Source organism: Mesorhizobium sp. CNPSo 4689 (genome assembly GCF_057784325.1).
The window spans coordinates 1-21,505 of record NZ_JBWLUZ010000005.1 but is presented as its reverse complement, the minus strand read 5'-3'; the positions used below and the strand labels follow the sequence as shown (position 1 = coordinate 21,505).

Annotated in this window: 22 protein-coding genes and 1 tRNA gene; 6 read left to right on the top strand and 17 right to left on the bottom strand. The window is 62.6% G+C overall.

The features are described 5' to 3' along the window. Positions 1-9 precede the first annotated feature (9 nt). The 3 genes from AC04SI_RS10580 to AC04SI_RS10570 all read right to left on the bottom strand — a co-directional run bounded on the left by AC04SI_RS10580 (position 10) and on the right by AC04SI_RS10570 (position 981). Positions 10-204, bottom strand: a complete 195-nt coding sequence (locus AC04SI_RS10580; protein ID WP_404277350.1) for a hypothetical protein — start codon at positions 202-204, stop codon at positions 10-12. 40 nt (positions 205-244) lie between these two features. Then, positions 245-397: a hypothetical protein gene (locus AC04SI_RS10575; RefSeq protein ID WP_404277351.1), complete on the bottom strand. Its 153-nt coding sequence runs from the start codon at positions 395-397 to the stop codon at positions 245-247. Positions 398-639: 242 nt separating this feature from the next. After that, positions 640-981 carry a DUF2147 domain-containing protein gene (locus tag AC04SI_RS10570; protein ID WP_404277352.1) on the bottom strand — a complete coding sequence of 114 codons (342 nt, stop codon included), beginning with the start codon at positions 979-981 and terminating at the stop codon, positions 640-642. Positions 982-1,417: 436 nt separating this feature from the next. On the opposite strand from AC04SI_RS10570, the gene AC04SI_RS10565 reads away from it, so the two are divergent. From AC04SI_RS10565 to AC04SI_RS10555, 3 genes are all read left to right on the top strand, one after another. After that, entirely contained in the window at positions 1,418-1,684 is a 267-nt protein-coding gene (locus AC04SI_RS10565; RefSeq protein ID WP_006199745.1) for an SEL1-like repeat protein, read from the top strand. Between the two features lie 221 nt (positions 1,685-1,905). After that, positions 1,906-2,088 carry a hypothetical protein gene (locus tag AC04SI_RS10560; RefSeq protein WP_404277353.1) on the top strand — a complete coding sequence of 61 codons (183 nt, stop codon included), beginning with the start codon at positions 1,906-1,908 and terminating at the stop codon, positions 2,086-2,088. 68 nt (positions 2,089-2,156) lie between these two features. Then, a complete protein-coding gene (locus tag AC04SI_RS10555; protein WP_192183476.1) occupies positions 2,157-3,278 on the top strand; it encodes an ABC transporter substrate-binding protein in 1,122 nt (373 codons plus the stop codon). 61 nt (positions 3,279-3,339) lie between these two features. On the opposite strand, the gene AC04SI_RS10550 is transcribed toward AC04SI_RS10555, so the two are convergent. The 4 genes from AC04SI_RS10550 to AC04SI_RS10535 all read right to left on the bottom strand — a co-directional run bounded on the left by AC04SI_RS10550 (position 3,340) and on the right by AC04SI_RS10535 (position 7,988). Continuing rightward, positions 3,340-5,304 (bottom strand): acetyl/propionyl/methylcrotonyl-CoA carboxylase subunit alpha, encoded by a 1,965-nt coding sequence (locus AC04SI_RS10550; protein ID WP_404277357.1) that lies wholly within the window; start codon positions 5,302-5,304, stop codon positions 3,340-3,342. Between the two features lie 49 nt (positions 5,305-5,353). Next, positions 5,354-5,728 (bottom strand): hypothetical protein, encoded by a 375-nt coding sequence (locus tag AC04SI_RS10545; protein WP_404277358.1) that lies wholly within the window; start codon positions 5,726-5,728, stop codon positions 5,354-5,356. A gap of 120 nt (positions 5,729-5,848) precedes the next feature. Continuing rightward, complete coding sequence (locus tag AC04SI_RS10540) at positions 5,849-6,379, bottom strand: O-acetyl-ADP-ribose deacetylase (RefSeq protein ID WP_488474202.1); 531 nt, start codon at positions 6,377-6,379, stop codon at positions 5,849-5,851. Position 6,380: 1 nt separating this feature from the next. Beyond that, positions 6,381-7,988 carry a carboxyl transferase domain-containing protein gene (locus AC04SI_RS10535; protein WP_488474201.1) on the bottom strand — a complete coding sequence of 536 codons (1,608 nt, stop codon included), beginning with the start codon at positions 7,986-7,988 and terminating at the stop codon, positions 6,381-6,383. Between the two features lie 252 nt (positions 7,989-8,240). On the opposite strand from AC04SI_RS10535, the gene AC04SI_RS10530 reads away from it, so the two are divergent. Continuing rightward, positions 8,241-8,633 (top strand): hypothetical protein, encoded by a 393-nt coding sequence (locus AC04SI_RS10530; protein ID WP_488474200.1) that lies wholly within the window; start codon positions 8,241-8,243, stop codon positions 8,631-8,633. Positions 8,634-8,650: 17 nt separating this feature from the next. On the opposite strand, the gene AC04SI_RS10525 is transcribed toward AC04SI_RS10530, so the two are convergent. The 7 genes from AC04SI_RS10525 to AC04SI_RS10495 form a co-directional block, all read right to left on the bottom strand. Beyond that, a complete protein-coding gene (locus tag AC04SI_RS10525; RefSeq protein WP_488474199.1) occupies positions 8,651-9,814 on the bottom strand; it encodes an isovaleryl-CoA dehydrogenase in 1,164 nt (387 codons plus the stop codon). Then, entirely contained in the window at positions 9,783-10,433 is a 651-nt protein-coding gene (locus tag AC04SI_RS10520) for a TetR/AcrR family transcriptional regulator (protein WP_488474198.1), read from the bottom strand. The genes AC04SI_RS10525 and AC04SI_RS10520 overlap by 32 nt, the downstream gene beginning before the upstream one ends. A 73-nt stretch (positions 10,434-10,506) precedes the next feature. After that, positions 10,507-10,791 (bottom strand): acylphosphatase, encoded by a 285-nt coding sequence (locus tag AC04SI_RS10515; RefSeq protein WP_488474197.1) that lies wholly within the window; start codon positions 10,789-10,791, stop codon positions 10,507-10,509. A gap of 251 nt (positions 10,792-11,042) precedes the next feature. Next, positions 11,043-12,476, bottom strand: coding sequence for an HlyD family type I secretion periplasmic adaptor subunit (locus AC04SI_RS10510; protein ID WP_488474196.1), 1,434 nt, complete (start codon positions 12,474-12,476; stop codon positions 11,043-11,045). Then, on the bottom strand, positions 12,473-14,215 hold the full coding sequence (locus tag AC04SI_RS10505) for a type I secretion system permease/ATPase (RefSeq protein ID WP_488474245.1): 1,743 nt from the start codon (positions 14,213-14,215) through the stop codon (positions 12,473-12,475). The genes AC04SI_RS10510 and AC04SI_RS10505 overlap by 4 nt, the downstream gene beginning before the upstream one ends. A gap of 151 nt (positions 14,216-14,366) precedes the next feature. Next, a complete protein-coding gene (locus AC04SI_RS10500) occupies positions 14,367-15,575 on the bottom strand; it encodes a CAP domain-containing protein (RefSeq protein ID WP_404277366.1) in 1,209 nt (402 codons plus the stop codon). A 587-nt stretch (positions 15,576-16,162) separates the two neighbouring features. Further along, on the bottom strand, positions 16,163-17,275 hold the full coding sequence (locus AC04SI_RS10495) for a pyridoxal phosphate-dependent aminotransferase (protein ID WP_488474195.1): 1,113 nt from the start codon (positions 17,273-17,275) through the stop codon (positions 16,163-16,165). A 109-nt stretch (positions 17,276-17,384) separates the two neighbouring features. On the opposite strand from AC04SI_RS10495, the gene AC04SI_RS10490 reads away from it, so the two are divergent. Next, positions 17,385-19,064 carry a tetratricopeptide repeat-containing sulfotransferase family protein gene (locus AC04SI_RS10490; RefSeq protein WP_488474194.1) on the top strand — a complete coding sequence of 560 codons (1,680 nt, stop codon included), beginning with the start codon at positions 17,385-17,387 and terminating at the stop codon, positions 19,062-19,064. Between the two features lie 135 nt (positions 19,065-19,199). Here AC04SI_RS10490 and AC04SI_RS10485 read toward each other — a convergent pair whose 3' ends face one another. The 3 genes from AC04SI_RS10485 to AC04SI_RS10475 all read right to left on the bottom strand — a co-directional run bounded on the left by AC04SI_RS10485 (position 19,200) and on the right by AC04SI_RS10475 (position 20,919). Continuing rightward, positions 19,200-20,195 carry a porin gene (locus AC04SI_RS10485; RefSeq protein ID WP_488474193.1) on the bottom strand — a complete coding sequence of 332 codons (996 nt, stop codon included), beginning with the start codon at positions 20,193-20,195 and terminating at the stop codon, positions 19,200-19,202. Positions 20,196-20,373: 178 nt separating this feature from the next. Next, complete coding sequence (locus AC04SI_RS10480; RefSeq protein ID WP_488474192.1) at positions 20,374-20,616, bottom strand: GIY-YIG nuclease family protein; 243 nt, start codon at positions 20,614-20,616, stop codon at positions 20,374-20,376. 212 nt (positions 20,617-20,828) lie between these two features. Beyond that, positions 20,829-20,919, bottom strand: a tRNA-Ser gene (locus AC04SI_RS10475). Positions 20,920-21,373: 454 nt separating this feature from the next. Here AC04SI_RS10475 and AC04SI_RS10470 point away from each other — a divergent pair. After that, positions 21,374-21,505 (top strand): porin (locus AC04SI_RS10470; protein WP_366015734.1); only part of this gene is annotated, 132 nt, incomplete at its 3' end.

Below are 21,505 nucleotides of genomic sequence, written 5' to 3'. Positions count from 1 at the left end.
GTTTTTTCTTCAGCCGCGCTGCAAGCTGACCAGCAGCACAAAGCCGACGCCGTTCTTCTTCAACGCCGGGGCCTCGATCGTCGAACCGGCATCGGCGCGGATCATCGGCACGGCCAGCACCGGGGCGGCGAGAAGCGTCAGGATGAGCGCTGTCCGCGGCAGGAGCCGAAGGATCTTCAGGGCGCTGATGGCGATGCGGTTCATGGTCGTTTGCTTTTCTCTGGGTTTCTGGTGCTTTGTCGTTTCAGTGGCGAAGATGGTTCGAACAGCCGAAGCTGCAGGAATTGGCTGCGTCCCAGGAGCGGGCCGGACGGCCTGCTTCGGCGACGAGGATGGCGAACAACATGCCGAACAGGCTTATCAGCAGGCAGACGATGGTGAAGCGGCGAGCGAGCATCGGCGTGGTGTCCTCCTTCAATGCCGAGGAGAATGCCCGAATGCCTCTGAACCGGCTCTGATGCCGGCGTTCATCTGCGGTTCAAATTGATTGACGGTGTTTTGGACCGTCGCGCAGGGGCGTGAGGTCGTGGCTGTGCGCCTGTCCGCTGGCGACAACAAGTCGGCGGCGCTACCGCGCCGCGCAAAAAGAAACGGGGCCGCGAAGTGCCCCGTTCTCTCATTCTTTGGTGGTAAAGACGATCAGAGCTTGTGCCAGGTCTGGCTCTTGCAGATCAGTCCGCCGAGCACGCAGCCGCTCATCTTGAGCGAGGTGCCCGAAAGCGTCGCCTTGCCGGAATAAGTCTTGTCGTTTGCCGGATCGGTGATGCTGCCGGCATATTTGCTGTCGCCGGCAGGTTTGAGCGAGCCTATGGTCTTGCCGGCATATTTGCCGGTCTTCAGCGTGATGGAAAACGAACCGCCGCCGGCGATGGCTGCGGTATCGCCGGCCTGTGTCTTCCAATTGCCTTCGATCGGGTCGGCCCATGCCGCACCGGTCATGATCAAGGTGGCCGCCAGGGCCAGGCTCACTTTTCGAAACATGTCTGTCCTCCCTATGGGTTTCGGTGGGGCTCCGTTCCGCCTTCCCGCCCCTTACGCAAACGTAAGCTAATCCAGCTTCCGGCAAAACAAAAGCGGTGCCGCCACGGAAGGTTGCGGGATTTATTAGCTACCCGTCGGCGAACAAATGAAGCGATCTAAGCAGGGCCTTTGGTTCTCGTGGTTAGCGGAGTCTTGATCCCCGGTCCCGGAATTTTCGTCAAATTTTTCGCAAGCAGGCAGAATAGCTGGCTTTGTATCCTTAACGAATTTCCGTGTTTACCTCTTGTTTTAGCTTTGTTTTCCTCAAATTAAGCACGCCATTTAACGACGGATTCAAGGCTCGGCTGCATTCTCGAAAGCATCGAAAGAGCGGCCCCCCAAGGGACACCAAGGGACAGAAGGAGGCAGCTCTCGGGAGCCAGACAGGGGATTTGAAATGGCACGTTTTGAAATGCTTGAAGCCGGCTTCGGCGCCATGGGGGCAACTGCCCAGGCCGACATTCTTTTCGAACTGGGCATGATGTATGCGACCGGCCGCGATTGCGAGACCGATGTCGTCGCCGCCCACAAATGGTTCAACATCGCCGCCATCAAGGGTTCGGTCCGCGCCGCGGAATTGCGCTCGGAACTGTCGGCCGCGATGTCCAAGGTCGAGATCGCCAAGGCGCTGCGCGAAGCGCGCGAATGGATGACGATGCACTAAGCACCGGGCTCCCGGTGCCCAGATCACGTGCAGTGAGATCACGGGGCAGGAATGCTTTTGGTCAAGGCCGCGAAAGACGGCCGGCCCACCAGGGACAAGGCCGCGAGAAGACGACCATACGAACAAGACCAAGAACACGGCAGGCCAAATCCGGTCAAGCCGTGCGGCAGGCAGGGAAGTAATCGGGGTTTCGGGGCGCGGGGGCGTTCGGGGAAGCTCCATTGGCAAAAGCCGCGACCGGCCGGGACAAGGCCGGCGCGGCTTTTGGCTGTTTCGGCCCGGCCAAGATCATGGTCATACAACAAGACCAGGCCGCGTCGATGACTGAAGTATGTTCGGCGGTGATACTGCGCAGGCCCAATCGAGTGCCGGCGATGCGCCAAGACATGCCGGGCGAAGGGTGAAATTGTCCTGCCTCTCTGGAAGAAGCGTGGCCGGAAGGGTCGCGCGTGAGTGGAGGAGCACTATCACCATGAAAAAATTGGGTATTTTGAGCGCGGCCGTATTAGGCCTGATGATGAGCGCACCGGTTGCGTTCGCCGACGATATCACCGTCTCGGTGGTCGGCCCGATGACCGGCCAACTCGCCAACATCGGCGACCAGTTCAAGCAGGGCGCACAGGCAGCCGCCGACGCCATCAATGCCGCCGGCGGCGTCAACGGCAACAAGATCAAACTCGACATCCAGGACGACCAGTGCGATCCGAAGCAGGCTGTGTCGGTCGCCAACCGCATCGTCGCCGATGGCACCAAGTTCGTCGACGGCCATGCCTGCTCGGGTTCGAGCATTCCGGCCTCGGCCGTCTATGCCGAAGCCGGCACGCTGATGATGAGCCCGGCGTCATCCAACCCGGAGCTGACCGATGCCGCGGCAAAGGCCGGCTGGCCGACGATCATGCGCCTCTATACGCGCGACGATGCGCAGGGCGCTTTCATCGGTCCGTGGATCGCCAAGAAATACGCCGGCAAGAACGTCGTCATCCTGCATGACAAGAGCGCCTACGGCCAGGGCGTTGCCGACGCCGTCAAGGCGACGATGAATGCCGGCGGCCTCAACGAGGTCAATTACGAAGGCATCAATGCCGGCGAGAAGGACTATTCGGCTCTCGTCACCAAGCTGAAGGAACTGAAGGCAGACGTGGTCTATTTCGGCGGCTACCACCCCGAGGCCGGCCTCATCCTGCGCCAGGCTGCCGAGCAGAACGTCAAGTTCCAGCTGATCATGCCGGACTCGATCGCCTCGCCGGAATTCTGGCAGATCGCCGGCCCGGCCGGCGAAGGCACCATGTTCGTCTTCCCGTCGGACCCGCAGGCCAAGCCCGAAGCCAAGGACGCCATCGCCAAGATCAAGGCCGGCGGCTTCGTGCCGGAAGGCTTTACGCTGTTCTCCTATGCCGTGGTTCAGGCCTTCGCCGAAGGCATCAAGCGCGCCGGCAGCGATGACCCGGCCAAGGTCGCCGAAGCGCTGAAGAACGGCCAGCCGATCAGCACCGTGGTCGGCGAAGTCACCTTCGACGAGAAGGGTGACCTGAAGAACGCCAGCTACGACATCAACCAGTGGCACGACGGCAAATACGCGCCGATCCAGCCGTGATCTTCTCTACCTGACAGTTGGAAATGGCCGGGCTTGCCCGGCCATTTTCATTTTCGGGCGGCTATCCCTGGTCCTGCTCGGCAAAGCGCACCAGTACGGTGCCGTCGCTGACCTGCGCGCCCTCGACCGCGATCTCGGCGATCACGCCGTCATGCGGCGCGGCAATCGTATGTTCCATTTTCATTGCTTCCAGGATCAGCAGCGGCTGGCCCTTGGTGACGGCGTCGCCTTTGCCCACGCGCACCAGCTTGACCAGGCCCGGCATCGGTGCCCGCAGGGTGTCTGAAGCGGCGGCGGCTTCGTCCGCCTTGGCCAGCGGATCCGGCACCGCGAAATTGTAGCTGGTCGCGCCTTCGAACACGGTGACGTGGCCGGGCCAGCGCGCGAGGCGAGGGGAGGCGCGAAGATCGTGCGAATTGACACCTTCGTAGGGAGCGCTCAGCGCGACCTCGAAGCGTCCGTCCTGCCGCACCGAAACCCGCGCGAGGATATCCTCCTCGCCATGGCGCAGCCGCGTGCGCCGCGCCACCATGTGGAAATGCGCATAGCCGGAAAGCGATGACCAGGGATCGTCGGATGGCACTTGCGCCCCGGCGCCGGAGGCCGCGAGCGCTGCTGCGGCGACGGTCTCGCCGCTCGGCGGCGGGACGACGGTCAGCGCCTCCTGATGCCGGCCGATCAGACTGGTGTCGATATCGCCGGCCGAAAAATCCGCATCGGCGGCAAGCGCCGCCAGAAACGCGGTGTTGACGGTCGAGCCGGCGATCTCGGTCTGCGCCAGCGCGGAGCCGAGCGCATCGAGTGCTGCAGGCCTGTCCTTGCCGTGGACGACCAGCTTGGCGATCATCGGGTCGTAGAAGGGCGAGATCGCATCGCCCGCCCGCACGCCGGTCTCGATGCGTATGGTAGCGCCTTCCGGTGTTGCGTCGGGGAATTTCAGATGATGCAGGGTGCCTGTCGCCGGCAGGAATCCCTTTGCCGCGTCTTCGGCATAGATACGTGCCTCGAAGGCATGGCCGGAGAGTTGGATATCGCCCTGCGTCTTCGGCAGCTTCTCGCCGGCCGCCACCCTGAGCTGCCATTCGACCAGGTCGGTGCCGGTGACCATTTCGGTGACGGGATGCTCGACCTGCAGGCGGGTGTTCATCTCCATGAACCAGAAGCGGTCCGCCTTCAGCCCTTGCGAGGCATCGACGATGAATTCGATGGTGCCGGCGCCGGAATAGCTTATCGCCTTGGCGGCCTTCACCGCCGCTTCCGTCATCGCCTTGCGCAATGCCGGCGTCATGCCGGGGGCAGGGGCTTCCTCGATCACCTTCTGGTGGCGGCGCTGCGCCGAGCAGTCGCGTTCGTAGAGATGCACGACGTTGCCGAAATTGTCGCCGAACACCTGCACCTCGATGTGCCTTGGCTTGTCGACATATTTTTCCACCAGGACGCGGTCGTCGCCGAACGCCGCCTTGGCCTCGCGCCGCGCGCCCGACAGCGCTTCGGAGAAATCGTCGGGATGCTCGACGCGCCGCATGCCCTTGCCGCCGCCGCCGGCGCGCGCCTTGATCAGCACGGGGTAACCGATCTCGCGTGCTTTGGAGGCGAGCAGCACGATCTCCTGCGCCTCGCCATGATAGCCCGGCACCACCGGCACGCTGGCCTTTTCCATCAGCCGCTTGGCAGCGTCCTTCAGTCCCATGGCGCGGATCGAGGCCGCCGACGGGCCGATAAAGGTGAGCCCCGCCGCGGTCACCTGGTCGACGAAATCAGGGTTTTCCGAGAGGAAGCCGTAGCCGGGGTGGATCGCCTGCGCGCCCGTCGCCAAGGCCGCGGCGACCATCTTGTCGCCGCGCAGATAGCTTTCGCCGACCGGCGAGGGACCGATATGCACGGCTTCGTCGGCCATCGCGACATGCATGGCTTTAGCGTCGGCGTCGGAATAGACGGCGACACAGCGCACACCCATTTTGCGCGCCGTGCGGATCACCCGACAGGCGATCTCACCGCGATTGGCGATCAGGATCTTGGCGAACATGGAGCCTCCCGGGTTTGCTTCGGGCGGCGCCAGTCTGGCAGGAACCAGCCTACTTGGAAGCTGCGATCTCGCAAGCGCCGCCGGTTGTGACCTTGTAATGAGCGCGGGTGGCTTTGCAGGATTTCATCGCCAGTTCTTCGGCCGCCTTCTGCGATTGCGCATTCAGGTGCGCGCCGCAGATTATGTAGATCGACGTCACCCGCATGTAGGGCGTGGTCGCATAGGCCGAGTGGCCGCTGGCCGCCACATAGGCATTGTATGCCTTGGTGCAATCGGACTTCGGGTTTCCCGACAAAGTCGGGTGGAAACGGATATCGCCCTTGTTCCCAGCCAGCGATGCCGCCGACCCGACGCCGGGCACCACGAATATAAGCAATCCTGCAAGTATCGAGACAGTCGTCTTGCGAAAGTATTTCAGTTCCATTTTCATCCCATGCCCATTGGAAAGTGCAGGATGAGCAATAGCGCCTAACTTCCGGCGCCGCCAGTTCTGGAATGAAAAATCGCACTTCGAGCTGTGGATCGATCGCTTCGGCCATGCAGTCTAGGCTCCACGATGGGCAGCAACGACCTGCCGGTATAGTTCTGCTGTCTGCTTGTCGAAACAGCAGAAGATGACGGTTTCTGGAACCGTGTTCTTATCGAGGAAGGCGTCTACCGTGGCGACAGCAATCTCCGTCGCCTCATCCTTCGGGTAGCGGTAGACGCCGGTCGAGATCGCCGGAAACGCCACCGTCCGGCAATCGTTGGCGGCGGCGAGTTCGAGCGAGCGGCGGTAGCAGGAGGCGAGCAGTTCGGCCTCACCCTTGCCGTCGCCTTGCCAGACCGGTCCGACCGTGTGGATGATGTAGCGAGCCGGCAGCCTGTAACCTTTGGTGAGTTTGGCGTCGCCCGTCTTGCAACCGTTCAGCATCCGGCATTCGGCCAGAAGCTCGGGACCGGCCGCGCGATGAATGGCACCGTCGACACCGCCGCCACCGAGCAGCGACGAATTGGCGGCATTGACGATGGCGTCGACCGCCAGCTTGGTGATGTCGCCGGTGTGGAGGCTGATCCTGCTGCCGTCCTGGCTCATCTCACATCCTGAACACGCCGAAGCGAGTCTCCTCGATCCCGGCATTGAGCGCGGCCGAGAGGCTCAGCGCCAGCACCTCGCGCGACTTCGCCGGGTCGATGATGCCGTCGTCCCAGAGCCGCGCCGATGAATAGAGGGGGTGGCCCTCATGCTCGTATTTCATCAGGATCGGCTTCCTGAATTTTGCTTCCTCTTCGGCGCTCCACTCACCGCCCTTGCGCTCGATGCCCTCGCGCTTGACCATGGCCAGCACCGTCGCCGCCTGTTCGCCGCCCATCACCGAGATGCGGGCGTTCGGCCACATCCACAGGAAGCGCGGTGAATAGGCGCGGCCGCACATGCCGTAATTGCCGGCGCCGAACGAGCCGCCGATGATCATGGTCACCTTCGGCACTTTGGCGGTGGCGACCGCCATGACCAGCTTGGCGCCGTCCTTGGCGATGCCGCCGGCCTCGTATTTGCGTCCGACCATGAAGCCGGTGATGTTCTGCAGGAACACCAGCGGGATCTTGCGCTGGCAGCACAGCTCGATGAAATGCGCGCCCTTCAACGCGCTTTCGGAAAACAAGACGCCGTTGTTGGCGATGATGCCGACCGGCATGCCATGCAGATGGGCAAAGCCGGTGACCAAAGTGGTTCCGTAGTTCTGCTTGAACTCGTCGAACTCCGAACCGTCGACGACACGCGCGATCACCTCGCGCACATCATAGGGCTGGCGCAGATCTGTCGGCACGATGCCGTAGAGCTCATGTGGATCGTGAAGCGGTGGAATCGATTTCTGTAAGTTCAGGCTTACGGCCTTGTTCCGATTCAGGTTCTTGACGATGCGCCGGCAAATGGCCAGCGCGTGTTCGTCGTCCATGGCGTAGTGGTCGGCAACGCCGGAGAGTCGCGTGTGCACATCGGCACCGCCAAGATCCTCGGCGCTGACGTCCTCGCCGGTGGCGGCCTTCACCAGCGGCGGGCCGCCGAGGAAAATGGTCGCCTGGTTGCGCACCATGATCGTCTCGTCCGACATCGCCGGCACATAGGCGCCGCCCGCCGTGCACGAACCCATGACACAGGCGATCTGCGGAATGCCCGCCGCCGACATGTTAGCCTGGTTGTAGAAGATGCGGCCGAAATGCTCGCGATCGGGGAACACCTCGTCCTGATTGGGCAGATTGGCGCCGCCGCTGTCGACCAGATAGACGCAAGGCAGATTGTTCTGCAGCGCGATCTCCTGCGCGCGCAGATGCTTCTTCACTGTCAGCGGGTAATAGGTGCCGCCCTTCACCGTGGCGTCGTTGACGACGACCATGACCTCGGTGCCCTCGACGCGTCCAATACCGGCGATGAGGCCGGCCGCGGCGATGTCCTCGCCATACATCGACCACGCTGCGAACTGGCCGATCTCGAGGAAGGGCGAGCCGGTGTCGAGCAACTGGGCAAGGCGCTCGCGCGGCAAAAGCTTGCCGCGGCCAACATGGCGCTCGCGCGCCTCGTCCGAGCCGCCGCGCTCGACGCTTGCGGCCTTGTCGGCGATGTCGGCGACGAGCGCCCGCATGCGCTCGGCGTTCGTGCGGAATGTGTCGGAGGCGGGGGAGATCTGGGTTTGCAGGGTGGCCATCTTGTTGTCGTTTCCTCACACCTCTTGATGCCGCAAGGGAACCAGTGTATCAGCCCGCGCCCGGATGCTGCGTGCCAAGCGTGGCTTCTTTTGTACGAGTGACACCCTCAGGAGGCGACGATGAAAGGCATGCGTATGCGTTTCACCAGATGTCTCCCTTCGGCCATGGCCTGACGCCGCCGAAGGGCGGCCTTCCACGTCCCGAATTTGAGCGAGAGGAACACGACGCCTGCAAGCGTCGTGGGTGTCATCATGTTTGTGCGGTTTGTAACGCCGCTGATCCATCCAGAGAGCCGGGTGGAGACCGGCTTTTTCCGGGCGTCCTGGTATCTGTACCGGAACGGCTGCCCGGAATGGATTCATAGCGAACTGGAGGACCAGTTCGACTGGTTCAACCAGCACCTGCCCATTCCGGGAAGGGTTGGCCGGCATTTCAAGCGCCAGAATTCGATCTGGGGCATCTGCTGGTTCCATCCGGACGCCAGGGAAGCGATCAGCCGTGCGCGTTATTGCGCCTGGCTGATCGAGGAGGGTGGCTTGCCAGTGCGGTCGATCACGTCGGCGCAGCAGCGTGAGGTCCTGTGGCGCGATGCGCACCAGATCGTCGCCAAGCCCACCACTGATTTGCCGAGGGCATTCGCCTGAGGCAGCGGAGGGGAGCATCACGCCCCCTCCGCCATGATCTCGCGTCCGATCAGCCAGCGGCGGATTTCGCTGGTGCCGGCGCCGATCTCGTAGAGCTTGGCGTCGCGCAACAGCCGGCCGGTCGGATAGTCGTTGATATAGCCATTGCCGCCGAGCAGCTGCAGCGCGTCGAGCGCCATCTGCGTCGCCTTTTCAGCGGCAAACAGCACGCAGCCGGCGGCGTCCTTGCGGGTGGTCTGACCGCGGTCGCAGGCGGCGGCCACGGCATAGACGTAGGCGCGCGCGGCACTCATCACCGTGTACATGTCGGCCAGCTTGCCTTGCACCAGCTGGAACTCGCCGATCGCCTGGCCGAACTGCTTGCGCTCGTGCACGTAAGGGATCGCCACGTCGAGGCAGGCCGCCATCAGCCCGATCGGGCCGCCGGCAAGCACCGTGCGCTCATAGTCGAGGCCCGACATCAGCACCTCGACGCCGCGTCCTTCCTCATGCAGCACATTGTCGAACGGCACCTCGACATTTTCGAACACCAACTCGCCGGTATTCGAGCCGCGCATGCCGAGCTTGTCGAGCTTTTGCGCCACCGAAAAACCGGCCATTGTCTTCTCGACGATGAAAGCGGTTATGCCGCGCGAATGGCGCTCCGGATCGGTCTTGGCATAGACGACCAGGGTCTCGGCATCCGGACCGTTGGTGATCCACATTTTCGAGCCGTTCAGCACATAGCGGTCGTTGCGCTTTTCGGCGCGCAGCCTGAGCGACACGACATCCGAGCCGGCGCCGGATTCCGACATTGCGAGAGCACCAACCTTTTCGCCGCCGCAGAGCGGAGGCAGATATTTCTCCTTCTGCGTCGGTGTCGCCCAGCGATTGATCTGGTTGACGCAGAGGTTGGAATGGGCGCCATAGGAGAGACCGACCGAGGCCGAGGCGCGCGAGATCTCTTCCACCGCGATCACATGGGCGAGATAGCCCATGCCGGTGCCGCCGAAATCGGGATCGGCGGTGATGCCGAGCAGGCCGAGCGCGCCGAGTTCGGCCCACAGATGCGCCGGGAATTCGTTCGAGCGGTCGATCTCGGCGGCGATCGGCGCGATCCTGTCCTGGGCGAAGCGACGCACCGTGTCGCGCAGCGCCTCAATGTCTTCGTCAAGCCCGAAGCTGAGCGTGTTCGTGTACATGCCGTTCCTCCCCGGTATTAGTGTCGATCCTTGCGCCAACGAGGCGCATTGTCATCGAAAGATACGACGCCGTGACCTCTGCGATCGACAGCCGCTCGCCCGGCCGGAACCAGACGATGACGCCGGTCAACATCTGGATCAGCGCCATGGCGGTCAGGCCGGTATCGTCGATGTCGAAGGCGCTCGTCTCCACGCCGTCGCGCAGGATCGCGCGCAGTTCCTTTTCGTAAGCTGTGCGCATGCGCAGGATCTGCGTCAGGCGCTCATGCGACAGGCTGCGCAGCTCCATGTTGGAGATATGCGTGGCGTGGCGGCGTTCGATATGGAAGGCGATGTGGTTCCGGACATAGGCGGCGAGCCGTGCGGCCGGGTCGGCAGTTGTCGGGCGTGCCGCCTCCCACGCTGCGCTCAGCCCCTCCATGTGTTCGCGCATCAGCGTGAACAGCAGATCTTCCTTGGTCGGAAAATAGCGGTAGAGCGCGGCCGCCTGCACGCCGACTTCGGCCGCCAACTGGCGCATCGACATCGCTTCGTAGCCGAGACGCGCGATCAGGCTGACCGCCGCCTCGCGGACGGCAGCCTCGGTCTTTTCGCCATCGGAACCGGTCGTGCGGGCCATTTTTTCACCTCATCGAGGCAAATAATAAAACAAACGTTCAATTAATTCAAGAGTGCACAATCGCGTGCCCTGTTCACACAACGATCGTGAAGCTCGATGGCGCGTTCCAGGAGCTGATTTCCTCGACGTCGACGCGCGAAACCGAAGCGCCTGCCGGGCCGATCCAAAGGCGATCGATCATTGACGAGACCGCGGCGTCGGTTCCGGCCATCCGTGCGATCACCGAACCGTCGCTTTCGTTGCGTACCCAGCCGGCAAGGCCAAGTCCAATCGCCGCGCTTCGTGCCCAGACCCTGTAGCTGACGCCTTGCACTCTGCCGAAAACGCGCGCCTGCACGGCCCTTTGCCGATCACTCATCGTTCGCCCCAAAGCGTCTCCATGCGCTGTGCGGATGAATCTGGCGCTTCACCCGGCGAATGCAAGCGGCTTACATCGGGATTGCGCGGGGGCCGAATGCTCGCGCTCTGGGCTACGGATGTATGACATGATCCAATCGCAGGTCGGGCTCTCCTGCTGCCGATACAGGCGGCAGACCGCAACGAGCGGAAGTCGCCAATAGACCTGCCGCATGGCAGATAAGCATCCTCGCCAAAGCCTGAGCTGGATTGCTAGTCGCCGCGAAACGCGCGGCTGGCCTGGTCGGTCAACGGCTTGAGCAAATAGGAAAGCACCGTGCGGTCGGTGGTCCTGAGAAAAACCTCGGTCGGCATGCCTGGCTTCAGCTCCAGCGGGCCTGCCTCTTGGAGGCTCCTGGCCGACAGCACGATGCGCACGGCATAGTAGGAGACGCCGGCCTTCTGGTCTTCGATGAGATCGGGCGAGATGCGGTCCACCTCGCCTTCGACCTCCGGCGTCGTCTGCTGGCTGAATGCGGAAAGGCGAAGCGTCGCCGGCTGTCCGATGCGCAGTTGGTCGATGTCCTGAGGGGCGACACGCGCCTCGACCACCAGCGCGTCGGCCGTCGGCACGATCTGCATGATCGCTTCGCCCGGCGAAATGACGCCGCCGACCGTATGGATCGCCAGCTGATGCACCCGGCCGGATTGCGGTGCGCGGATGTCGATCTGCTTCAGCGATTGCTGGGCCGCGATCTGGCGCTCGCGCAACTCGCTCGCCTTGGCGTCGATCTCGCGCAGCTCGCTTGCCACCTCGCTGCGCATGTCCTGGTCGATCTGGATGATCGCCAGTTCCGTCTCGCTGATGCGTCCGCGCGTCTGCGCGGCCGCGGCGGTAAGCTGGCCGTCCTCGCCGTCGAGCCGTGCCTGGGCGCGCTCGCGGTCGGCCAGCCGCGAAATCGGCACCAGCTTCTTCTTCCACAGGTCCCGCATGCCCTGCAGTTCGACCTTGGTGAGCGCGATTTCCTGCTGCTTGCTCTTCTGCTGGGCTTCGATACCGGCGATCTCCTGCCGGAATTGCACGACGCGCTCGCGCAACTGCGAGACCTGGCCGTCGCGTGCCTGGCCGCGCAAGGCAAACAGCTTGTTCTCGCCGTCGATCAGTTCGGCGATCTTGGGCTCGGCCGCGCGTGCCGCAAGCTGTTCGGGATAAGCGACCGCCGTGGCGCCATCGCGTTCGGCCATCAGCCTGGCACGGCGGGCAGACAGCTCGTCCAGACCGTTGTCGACGATGGCCAGATTGGCGCGTGCCACCGTGTCGTCGAGCCGCACCAGCACGTCGCCGGCCGCGACCATGCTGCCATTCTTCACATTCAGCGCGCCGACCACGCCGCCCTGCGGATGCTGGACCGATTTGACGTTGGAATCGACGACCAGATGGCCGGCCGCGACCACGGCGCCGGAAAGATTGCTCGTCACCGCCCAAAGGCCAAGTCCGCCGACCAGCACGAGGGCAGCGATGCCGCCCAGCCTCACATTGCGGTCAATGGCGCGCCGCAACCGCTGCTGTTGCGGCGATGCGGCCTCGACCGGCTTTGCTCCCTTGTCGAGAAAGGCAAGAGTCAGCGACCTTGCGCGCAACGCCACGTCCCTGGCCGTATGCAGGCCCTCCGTTGCAAAGCTGGGCATTGCAAGCGCCATCTTCATCCCGCCGTTCCCACCGCATGAAGCGGCACGGCTGCGGGCTGCAGCGCCTGCCGCGCTATCTCGCTCTTCGGGCCAAAGGCCTGCTGCCTGCCGCCGCCGAGCACCAGCAGATGGTCCAGTGCGGCAAGCGCGCTCGGCCGGTGCGCCACCACGACGGCGATGCCGCCACGCGCCTTGATGCCTTCGATGGCTTGCTTCAGGGCCTGGTCGCCGGCGGCGTCGAGGTTGGAATTCGGTTCGTCGAGCACGACCAGGAACGGATCGCCGAACAGCGCGCGCGCCAATGCCACACGCTGGCGCTGGCCGGCCGAAAGTGCCGCTCCGCTTTCGCCGATTTCCGTCCGATAGCCTTCGGGCAGGCGCAAGATCATTTCATGGACGCCGGCGGCCCGCGCCGCCGCGATGATCGTCTCCGACACGGCATCGTCGTCGAAACGCGCAATGTTCTGGCCGACCGTGCCGGCGAACAGTTCGACGTCCTGCGGCAGGTAGCCGATATGGCGGCCGAGCGAGCGCGCCGGCCATTGCTCGAGGGCCGCACCGTCGAGCCGGACCTTGCCGCGCATCACCGGCCACACACCGACCAGCGCGCGCGCCAGCGAGGATTTCCCGGAGCCGCTTGGGCCGATCACGCCAACGCCCGATCCGGCGCGCAGCGAGAATTCGACGTCCTGCACCACCAGGCGCCGGTCGCCGGGGGCCACGACGCTGATGCTCTCGACCGAGAGCTCGCCGGTCGGGGCAGGCAGCTCCATCCCGCTCTCCAATGCCGGGAGCGCCGCAAACAAATCGTCCAGGCGCCGCCAGCTCTGGCGGGCGTTGAGGAAGCCCTTCCAATGCGCAATGACAAGCTCGATAGGCGCCAGCGCGCGTGACGTGAGGATTGAGCTGGCGATGATGATCCCGGGCGTCGCCTGCTGGTGGATGACCAGATAGGCACCGAGCGCCAGCACCATCGACTGCAGCATCATGCGCAGGATGCGTGACACCGCGCCCAGCCCGCTTGTCAGGTCGCTGGCGCGCTCCTGCGCCTCGCGAAAGTCGGCATTGGCCCGGCTCCAGCGCCTAGCCAGCCTCTCGCCCATGCCCATTGCGGCCAGCACCTCGGCGTTGCGGGTGCTCGACTGCGCGATCGCGCTGCGGCTGGTGCTGAACCTCGACATCGCCTTGGCCGGCCCGCGAACCAGACGGTCGGTCAGCACCGTCAGCGACACCAGCAGAAGGGCGCCGATGAGCGCTGCAACACCGATCCATGGGTGGAAGAGAAAACAGATCACCACATAGAGCGGCATCCATGGCAGGTCGAACAGGGCGGCGGGGCCGGGGCCGGAGAGGAAGCCGCTCACCTGGTCGAGATCGCGCAGCGCCTGCAGCCCTTCGCCACGGTCGCGCGTGCGCAGCGGCAGGCGCACCACGCAGCCGAAGACGCGGCTGGAGATAGTCTCCTCGATGCCGGCGCCTATGCGCGTCAGCACCCGTGCCCGCACCGCTTCGAGAATGCCCTGAAAGACGTAGAGCACGGCCACCAGGATGATCAGCGCCACCAGCGTGGGCACGCTGCGGCTGGGCAGCACGCGGTCATAGACCTGCAGCATGAACAGCGAGCCGGAAAGCATCAGGATGTTGATCAGGCCGCTGAAGCCGGCAACGGCAACATAGGCACGGCGGAAGGAGGCAAGAGCCTCCCGCAGCTCGGAGCGAGCCTTGCGGTTCGGGTTTGGCGAAAACGGATGAAGCAGTATCTTTACCTCAACTATGTCCGGCCATCGGCATCTGGCGGTCTGGAAATCCGAACGCTGCCGTCAGAATGGCTGGGGCGTCAAATCTCCTTCAAATTCGCGGCGGCCCGCGCCTGAAGCACGGACCGCCAGGCAGTCTTGCATTTCGCGGTCAGCCCATGAGGTCTGCGCTCTGATGGTCCGATTGGGCTATCTGAGCCAGGATCTTGGCCACCGCAGCATGCGCCGCGTCGCCCGCATCGGCAACGATGTGGCCGTCAGCCGGGATATGCGCCTGCAACGCCGCCACCGCGCGGTCTATCGCCTGATGGAAGGGGCCGCCGCCATCGAGCAGATCGGAAATATCCTCTGCATTGGTGGGTGAGGCGATTGTCTGGCGGAACTGCAAATGCTCGCTGCCAAGCACGGCCGTATGTGATGTGTCCTGATCTGTCGCGCCGCCTGCAGTCTCATTGGCGCTGAGGGTGCCTTGCTTCGCCGCCGAATGGGTCTTGAAGATGTCGGCGAGCCAGCTTTTGGTGGTGTTGCCGGCATTGTTGCTCCCCGCATCCGCCACGGCGGTGGGAGCCGCCGATGCCACCGGCTGCGTGTCGCTCGTGTCGGAACTGGCATCGTCGGCCGAGGCGGTCGCGGCAAGCGTGCCCGACTTCATCGTCGGATCGATCAGGTCGCGTTTGACGTTCTTGGTGCCGATCGTCGCGGTCTGCGTCGAGGTGGCGATGTTCACGCCCGAGAATGTCACCGTGTAGGTGCCAGGCTTCAGCACCAGATCGTAGCCGCCGGCAGCCGATGTCGTGGTCTTGAAGGTCTGGCCGGCGGAATTCTTGGCCGTCACCGTGATGGCGCCGAGCCCTTCGCCCGGATCGTAGAAACGGTCGCCATCCTTGTCGTCGAAGGTGACGCCGGTCAGGAACAGGTCGGTGCCGGTCTTGGCGAAGTCTTCGGTGACGAAGGCGCTGCTGCGGCCCTTGTAGTCGCCGACCTCGAAGCCAAGGCCGACTTCGCGGAAGTTGGGATTGAGGATGTTGGCCCGGTGTCCCGAGGAATTCATCAGATTGGTGTGGAGGAGCTTGACCTCGTCGACATAGCCGGTCGGGGCGCGGGTCGTTGCCCAGGCGATATTCTCACCAGTGGCCCACGATCCGGTCAGGACATAGCCTGCAGCCTTCATGCGCGTCGTCGGCGACGAGCCACCGGAACCGGTGTGCGAAAAAATGTCGGTTGCCAGCATCCACCGGTCGTGACCTTCGGCGGCTTCGCTGAGGTCGTTGTCGAAGGCCAGAGGCTGGGCACCTGTCTTCGCACGCTCGGCATTGATGAGTTCGAGCAGATACTGCTCGTTGGCACTGTGTTGCGGCATTGGTATCCCCGTGGGTTCTGATGGTATTGAACCCCCTGTGCTTCCCGTCACCCGTCCTTGAGCAGCATATGTGTTTATGATTCGGCGCTAAAGTAAACAAATTAGAACATACGCACATATATCGTGTGCGATTTTGCTGGATCGCTTTAGCAAGGCTGAAATCAGGGTGCAGGATCAGTTTTCGGCTGAGCTCTCAAGTTCTTCTGACGCTTCTGCTCAGGCCATGGTGCCATTTCGAGAACTCTATATTTTCCCGGCGCGGTTTTTCCGAGGACCCTTAAGAGCTGGAATTCGCTAATGTATCTCCCGTACGAGAGATGCGCGAAATGTCCGGAAGCGGACGGTACTCGATCGAGAGGGGAGCCTCGACAAGAACAGGTCGTTCAAAGAGGATATATCTGTGTCGACCTGGCAAGGCCCGCTTCTGCACCGGCGAGACGGCTTCGAAGCGGATGTTGGGTTTCACACGGTTCGCTTGGCGTGAACTAAAAATTCCGAGCCCAGCATCGATCAAGGAAGGCCGGCGTGCCGACGGACGACCGATTCGATGCAATGCGAAATGAGTGCGGCTGCGCGACGGGAACCGACTAGTTCCCTCGCGCTGCTGCCAGTGCGCCCGGCAGTTCCTCGGCGAAAATGTCGAGCTCGTGGTCGAGCCCGACGCTGACCCTGATGCAGCGGTCGAGCACCGGCACCATCGGCTTGCGGATGAACACGTCGCGCGCCAAAAGCCCCTGCAGCACTTTCAACGCGAAGGCGCCATCGCTGCCGCAGTCGATGGTGACGAAATTGGTCGCCGAAGGCAGCGGCTTCAGCCCGTTTGCTTCAGCGATCCCGGCGATTCGCCGCCGCCCGGCCGCGACCCGCGCCACCACGCTCTCGAGATAGGCCTGGTCGGCGAGCGCCTCGACGCCGGCGATCTGCGCCATGCGGCTGACGCCGTAATGGTTGCGGATTTTCTCGAAATCGCGGATCACCTGGGGCTCGGCCACCGCGTAACCGCAGCGCAGGCCGGCAAGCCCATACGCCTTCGAAAAGGTGCGCATGCGAATGACGTTCGGCCGCGAGACATCGATCGGTGGCAGTGCCGAGGCCGGCCCCAATTCGCCATAGGCCTCGTCGAGCACCAGCATGGTGGTCTCGGGCAGCGCCTCGATGAAGCGGGTGATCTCGGCCGCCTCCCACCAACTGCCCATCGGATTGTCGGGATTGGAGAGATAGACCAGCGGCGCCTTGTCCCTGACGACCGCCGCGAGCAGCCCGTCCAGGCTTTCTTTGTCGCCCTCGTAGGGCACCGCAACCAGACTGCCGCCGACGCCGGCAATATGGAAATTGAAGGTCGGATAGGCGCCGAGCGAGGTCACCACCGCGTCGCCCGGAGCCACATACATGCGCGCCACCAGGCTGAGCAGACCATCTATGCCTTCGCCGACGACCACATTCTCCGCACCGACGCCAAGATGGGCGGCAATGGCGACCTTCAGGTCGAAATTGTCGGGGTCACAATACATCCACATGTCGCGGGCAATCCCGGCCATGCGCTCGATGACCCGCGGCGAGGGGCCAAAGCAGCTCTCATTGGCGCCGATGCGGGCACGAAAAGCACGGCCGCGCTCACGCTCCTGCGCCTCCGGCCCGACAAACGGCACCGTCGAGGGAAGCGCGCCGACAAGCGGCGTGAGGGGAGGGCGCTGACGCATGGCAAGGGCTCGCTCGAAAAACGGTCTTCTTGCTAGCGTGGAGGCATGTTGGGCGCAAGATGACAATGCCGCACTGGATTTCGCCGATCCGTTTTGCTAGCGAAATAAAATGAGCAACCGATTGCCGCCCGCTTGGGCCAAGCACCTTAAAACCCAAGCAGCGCCGAAGGGCGCACCGCCGAAAGTTGGGCAACCGAAACCTCAGCCCGCAAAGGCGGCTCCGTCTCGCGCTCAGGCCAACGATATGATGTTGAGGCAGGCGCTCGAGTTCCAGCAAGAGAATCGATTGCCTGAGGCGGAAGAACTCTGTCATCGCGTTCTGGCTAGAACGCCCGAACATCCGCTGGCCCTTTATATACTGGGGACGCTGGGGATCGGGTACGACGAAGAGAAGGTTATGCGGTATTTTGCTCGGGCGATCGCGCAGGAGCCTCTAAATCCCTACTACCACCTTAGCCTCGGTCAAGCCTATTTGAGGCTCAGCGAGTTTACACCGGCGATCAAACACATTCAGCACGCACTGGCATTGAAGCCGGATCTGGTGGAAGCGCTTTGCGCCTTGGGCGATGCATACAATTCGTTTGACAAGGGGGAAATGGGGCTGCCGCTCTTTGAGAAGGCGCTCAGGGTCGACCGAGATCATCCCATGGCCCGGTTGGGGCTGCCTCGTGCGCTGGCAAGCCTCGGCCGTATGGACGAAGCCGCGGTTCATCTCAAAGAGGCAATAGATCGGCGCATCGCGGTACCTGCTGCCTACAGTGTGCTTGTACGCACGCACAAATTCACTGAAGAGCCACCAGAACTCGCGGCGATCCTGACGGAGCTTCAAGACCCTGACCACGGATCCGAGGGAGTGGCGACGCTCCATCACGCGGCCGGAAAGCTGCTCAACGACCTCGGTCGCTACAAGGAGGCGATGGATCACTTCAAAAAAGGAAATCAAGCCGGAGGCCAGAGCTTTGATGTGCAATCCTACCGGCGTTGGGTCGACGCCCTGATCGAAACCTTTACACCGGATTTGGTGGCTTCAAGGACTGCTTCTGGCAATGTCTCGGAGGTGCCCGTGTTCGTAGTCGGGATGCCTCGCTCGGGCACAACACTGACTGAGCAGATCTGCGCCAGCCATCCCAATGTTCATGGCGCTGGCGAGTTAGCAAAGCTTAGACGCACATCGAATGGGCTCGATCTTAGGCATGGTTCCGACATAAGCCCGGGTGAGGCGATCGCATCGATGACTCCACAGCTGTCCAGGGCGCTGGCTGCGGAGCATCTTGCCTACCTGCGCGAGCGGGCCCCTGATGCGCTTCGAATTGTCGACAAGATGCCTCACAATTTCGAGCTGGTCGGCCTGATTGGCATCCTTTTCCCCAACGCGCGCATCATTCATTGTCGCCGCGACGCCATTGACAACTGCATCTCCTGTTTTGTCCTGCAACTCAGTGAAGGGCATAGCTATAGCGCCGATCTGGAGACACTGGGGCTTTACTACAGGGAGTATGATCGTCTGATGCGGCATTGGGACAAGATTTTCCCGGGCCGTATCTTCGAAAACCGGTACGAGACGTTGATTGAAAATCAAGAGAAGCAGTCGCGCTGTCTCATAGATTATCTCGGACTACCCTGGGACGATAGCTGCTTGCGCTTTTTTGACAGGGGCGGCTCCGTAAAAACCTATAGCAATTGGCAGGTCCGCCAGCCGATCTATACGTCGTCCGTCAAGCAGTGGACGAATTACGAAAGCGAGATCCAGCCGCTGATCGACGCCTTGGGAGATCTTGCCGACATTTGAGCGTGAGGGCCCGTCGCTGTTTCGCCGTTACCTACGAAATTCTTGAGCGGAGCCCGTCGTCCTCAAAGAACACGGTGCCCAACAAAGAACCCGGCGGTTGCCCGCCGGGTCTCGATTTCAGTCAGGTCGAGCCTGTTAGAACGAACGCTGGAAGCGGAGAAGGCCGCCGACGCTGTTCTTCTTGTCCGCATTGGTCCAGTTGCGATTGTCAACGTCGCCAAACTTGCCGTCGTGGTCGTAGTCGACTTCGGCCGTGACCGTGAAGCCGGGCACGATGTCGTAAGCGACGTTCGCCGCGACGCCATAGTTCTTGTCGTCGTCAGCCGATGCCTGCAGGTTGAACGAGGTCTTCTCGTTGAACTTGTAGGTGCCACCGCCCCACACAGCCCAGTTGCCGCCCCACTGCTTGTAGAAGTTGCGGTCGATGTTATCGTCCGTTCCGTAGCCGGCCATGAGGAACAGCGACAGTTCGCTGGTGGCGTTCACGTCGAGGCGAACCTTGCCGGCCCACTCTTCCCAGGTGCTGTCATAGGCGCCGACAGCAATGATATCGCCCCAACCCTGCGTGTACTTCACGCCGCCGACGACATGCGGCACGTAGCTGTCGATCGTGTCATTGCCGGACGTGGCATTGAAGACATAGTTGCCAGCCCCATCGAGGACGGCAGCGCCAGAATCGCCGGAACCCTCTTCGAGCGAGAGAACCGCGGAGAGGCCGTTGCCGGCGTCGAAGTAGTACTGGACGACGTTGGTGTCGAAGCCACCATAGGGAACCAGCGTATCCTGGATGACGTTGCCGGCGTAGCCGATGAACGTATTGAAGGCCGATTCGTCCTTACCGACGCGCAGGCCACCGAGCTGGATCCAGGCGAAGTTCAGCGTGACGCCTTTGTTGACAGCGTCATTGCCGAACTCATCGCCATAGCCGTTGGAGTTGCCGAAGTTGAAGCGGGTCTCGGTGTAGGTCTTCAAGGTGCCGAGCTCGGTTTCCTGGCCGGTCCAGGTCTTCAGCGTGAAGCGGGTGTTCTTGTACCAGGTGTCCTGTTCCTTGGGGGCCGTAGACGTCGCAGATCTTGACGTATTCAGCCGGTTCCGGCTCGGCGACGACGACGGCGTCGGCGGCGCGCGCACCGGAAACTGCGATCAGGGCCGCAGCGGAGCCAAGGAGAAGGCTCTTGATGTTCATTTTCTGACCTCCAGTCAGAATCGAACGAAACAGCGGAGATGGCGGCGTGCGGTTCCTCCCTACGCTATTGTTATCGTTATATTTTCTTGGAAAACCGTGGGACTTTGCGTAGGCGTGCGGCCATCACCACAGGTGTTTGTTGGCGAAAGCGTGCCCCGAACCGGATTTGAGATAGCGCTCGAATGAAGCTGCCTTGGCCTGGTTTGAGAAGGCCATATAGGTGACGATCCGCCACGGCAGGAACTTGGATGTATGGCTGGCTTTTCCTGCGTTGTGTTCAGCAAGCCGTCGTTTTAGGTCCGACGTCACGCCGACATAGCGCTCGCCTTCTGTAGCCTCGCTCTCCAGAAGATACACATACCACACGAACCGCCCTCCTTTGCCAAGGCTTCGGAGGGCATCCTGCTCCGCGCAGGAGGCACTGCCAATCCAATTTTGCAAGGGATTCGCTATACTTATCCTGCGCGCGTGTAGGGCGCGCACGCGGACCGGCCCTCCTTCGCTACGGCTTCGGAGGGCATCCTGCTTCGCTCATAAGGGTTGGGCTTGTCCTGCGAAGCTCGAAGAGCGAAGCAGGATGGCGGAGAGGATGGGATTCGAACCCACGAGAAGCTTTTGACCTCTACTCCCTTAGCAGGGGAGCGCCTTCGACCACTCGGCCACCTCTCCGTTGCGCCGCTGGATAAAGAAAAGCGCCGGCACAATCAACAGCTGGCGCCATTATCGCGGAAAAATCCGGCGTAGCCTGACGGACAGCCTACGCCATGCGGCGATTCTGCGGCAATTCCCTGGCCGGCGACTCGGGTGACATGACCGCAATTGCGGCGGCGCCGTCGCCGGATTCGGCTGCATTGCAAGGGCCGCGGGCGCCCCGATGGTTAATGAGAGCTTTCGGAGTGAGGCCAAATCGTGTCATTTGTGCAACAACGCCGGGGGATAGCACCCGAACTGCCCTTTTGCCGGTACGATCGTGGTTGAACGCCGCCGCCTCATGGGTAATGTCGAATTCGAAGGAGCGGCGCGGTGCGCATCTTTTTCGGTTAGTGGGGATGGGGCAGGGAACGCTGTCCTTCAGCAAAGAATACCCAGACCCGTTTTTTAACTTTTGACTGGAGGTCAGAAAATGAACATCAAGAGCCTTCTCCTTGGCTCCGCTGCGGCCCTGATCGCAGTTTCCGGTGCGCGCGCCGCCGACGCCGTCGTCGTCGCCGAGCCGGAACCGGCTGAATACGTCAAGATCTGCGACGTCTACGGC

Coding starts and splice junctions, on each gene's coding strand:
- AC04SI_RS10530 (WP_488474200.1), top strand. CDS start 8,241: ATGTTTGTGCGGTTTGTAACGCCGCTGATCCATCCAGAGAGCCGGGTG.
- AC04SI_RS10510 (WP_488474196.1), bottom strand. CDS start 12,476: ATGAAGATGGCGCTTGCAATGCCCAGCTTTGCAACGGAGGGCCTGCAT.
- AC04SI_RS10550 (WP_404277357.1), bottom strand. CDS start 5,304: ATGTTCGCCAAGATCCTGATCGCCAATCGCGGTGAGATCGCCTGTCGG.
- AC04SI_RS10545 (WP_404277358.1), bottom strand. CDS start 5,728: ATGGAACTGAAATACTTTCGCAAGACGACTGTCTCGATACTTGCAGGA.
- AC04SI_RS10495 (WP_488474195.1), bottom strand. CDS start 17,275: ATGCGTCAGCGCCCTCCCCTCACGCCGCTTGTCGGCGCGCTTCCCTCG.
- AC04SI_RS10540 (WP_488474202.1), bottom strand. CDS start 6,379: ATGAGCCAGGACGGCAGCAGGATCAGCCTCCACACCGGCGACATCACC.
- AC04SI_RS10515 (WP_488474197.1), bottom strand. CDS start 10,791: ATGAGTGATCGGCAAAGGGCCGTGCAGGCGCGCGTTTTCGGCAGAGTG.
- AC04SI_RS10500 (WP_404277366.1), bottom strand. CDS start 15,575: ATGCCGCAACACAGTGCCAACGAGCAGTATCTGCTCGAACTCATCAAT.
- AC04SI_RS10535 (WP_488474201.1), bottom strand. CDS start 7,988: ATGGCCACCCTGCAAACCCAGATCTCCCCCGCCTCCGACACATTCCGC.
- AC04SI_RS10570 (WP_404277352.1), bottom strand. CDS start 981: ATGTTTCGAAAAGTGAGCCTGGCCCTGGCGGCCACCTTGATCATGACC.
- AC04SI_RS10555 (WP_192183476.1), top strand. CDS start 2,157: ATGAAAAAATTGGGTATTTTGAGCGCGGCCGTATTAGGCCTGATGATG.
- AC04SI_RS10520 (WP_488474198.1), bottom strand. CDS start 10,433: ATGGCCCGCACGACCGGTTCCGATGGCGAAAAGACCGAGGCTGCCGTC.
- AC04SI_RS10580 (WP_404277350.1), bottom strand. CDS start 204: ATGAACCGCATCGCCATCAGCGCCCTGAAGATCCTTCGGCTCCTGCCG.
- AC04SI_RS10490 (WP_488474194.1), top strand. CDS start 17,385: ATGAGCAACCGATTGCCGCCCGCTTGGGCCAAGCACCTTAAAACCCAA.
- AC04SI_RS10565 (WP_006199745.1), top strand. CDS start 1,418: ATGGCACGTTTTGAAATGCTTGAAGCCGGCTTCGGCGCCATGGGGGCA.
- AC04SI_RS10525 (WP_488474199.1), bottom strand. CDS start 9,814: ATGTACACGAACACGCTCAGCTTCGGGCTTGACGAAGACATTGAGGCG.
- AC04SI_RS10575 (WP_404277351.1), bottom strand. CDS start 397: ATGCTCGCTCGCCGCTTCACCATCGTCTGCCTGCTGATAAGCCTGTTC.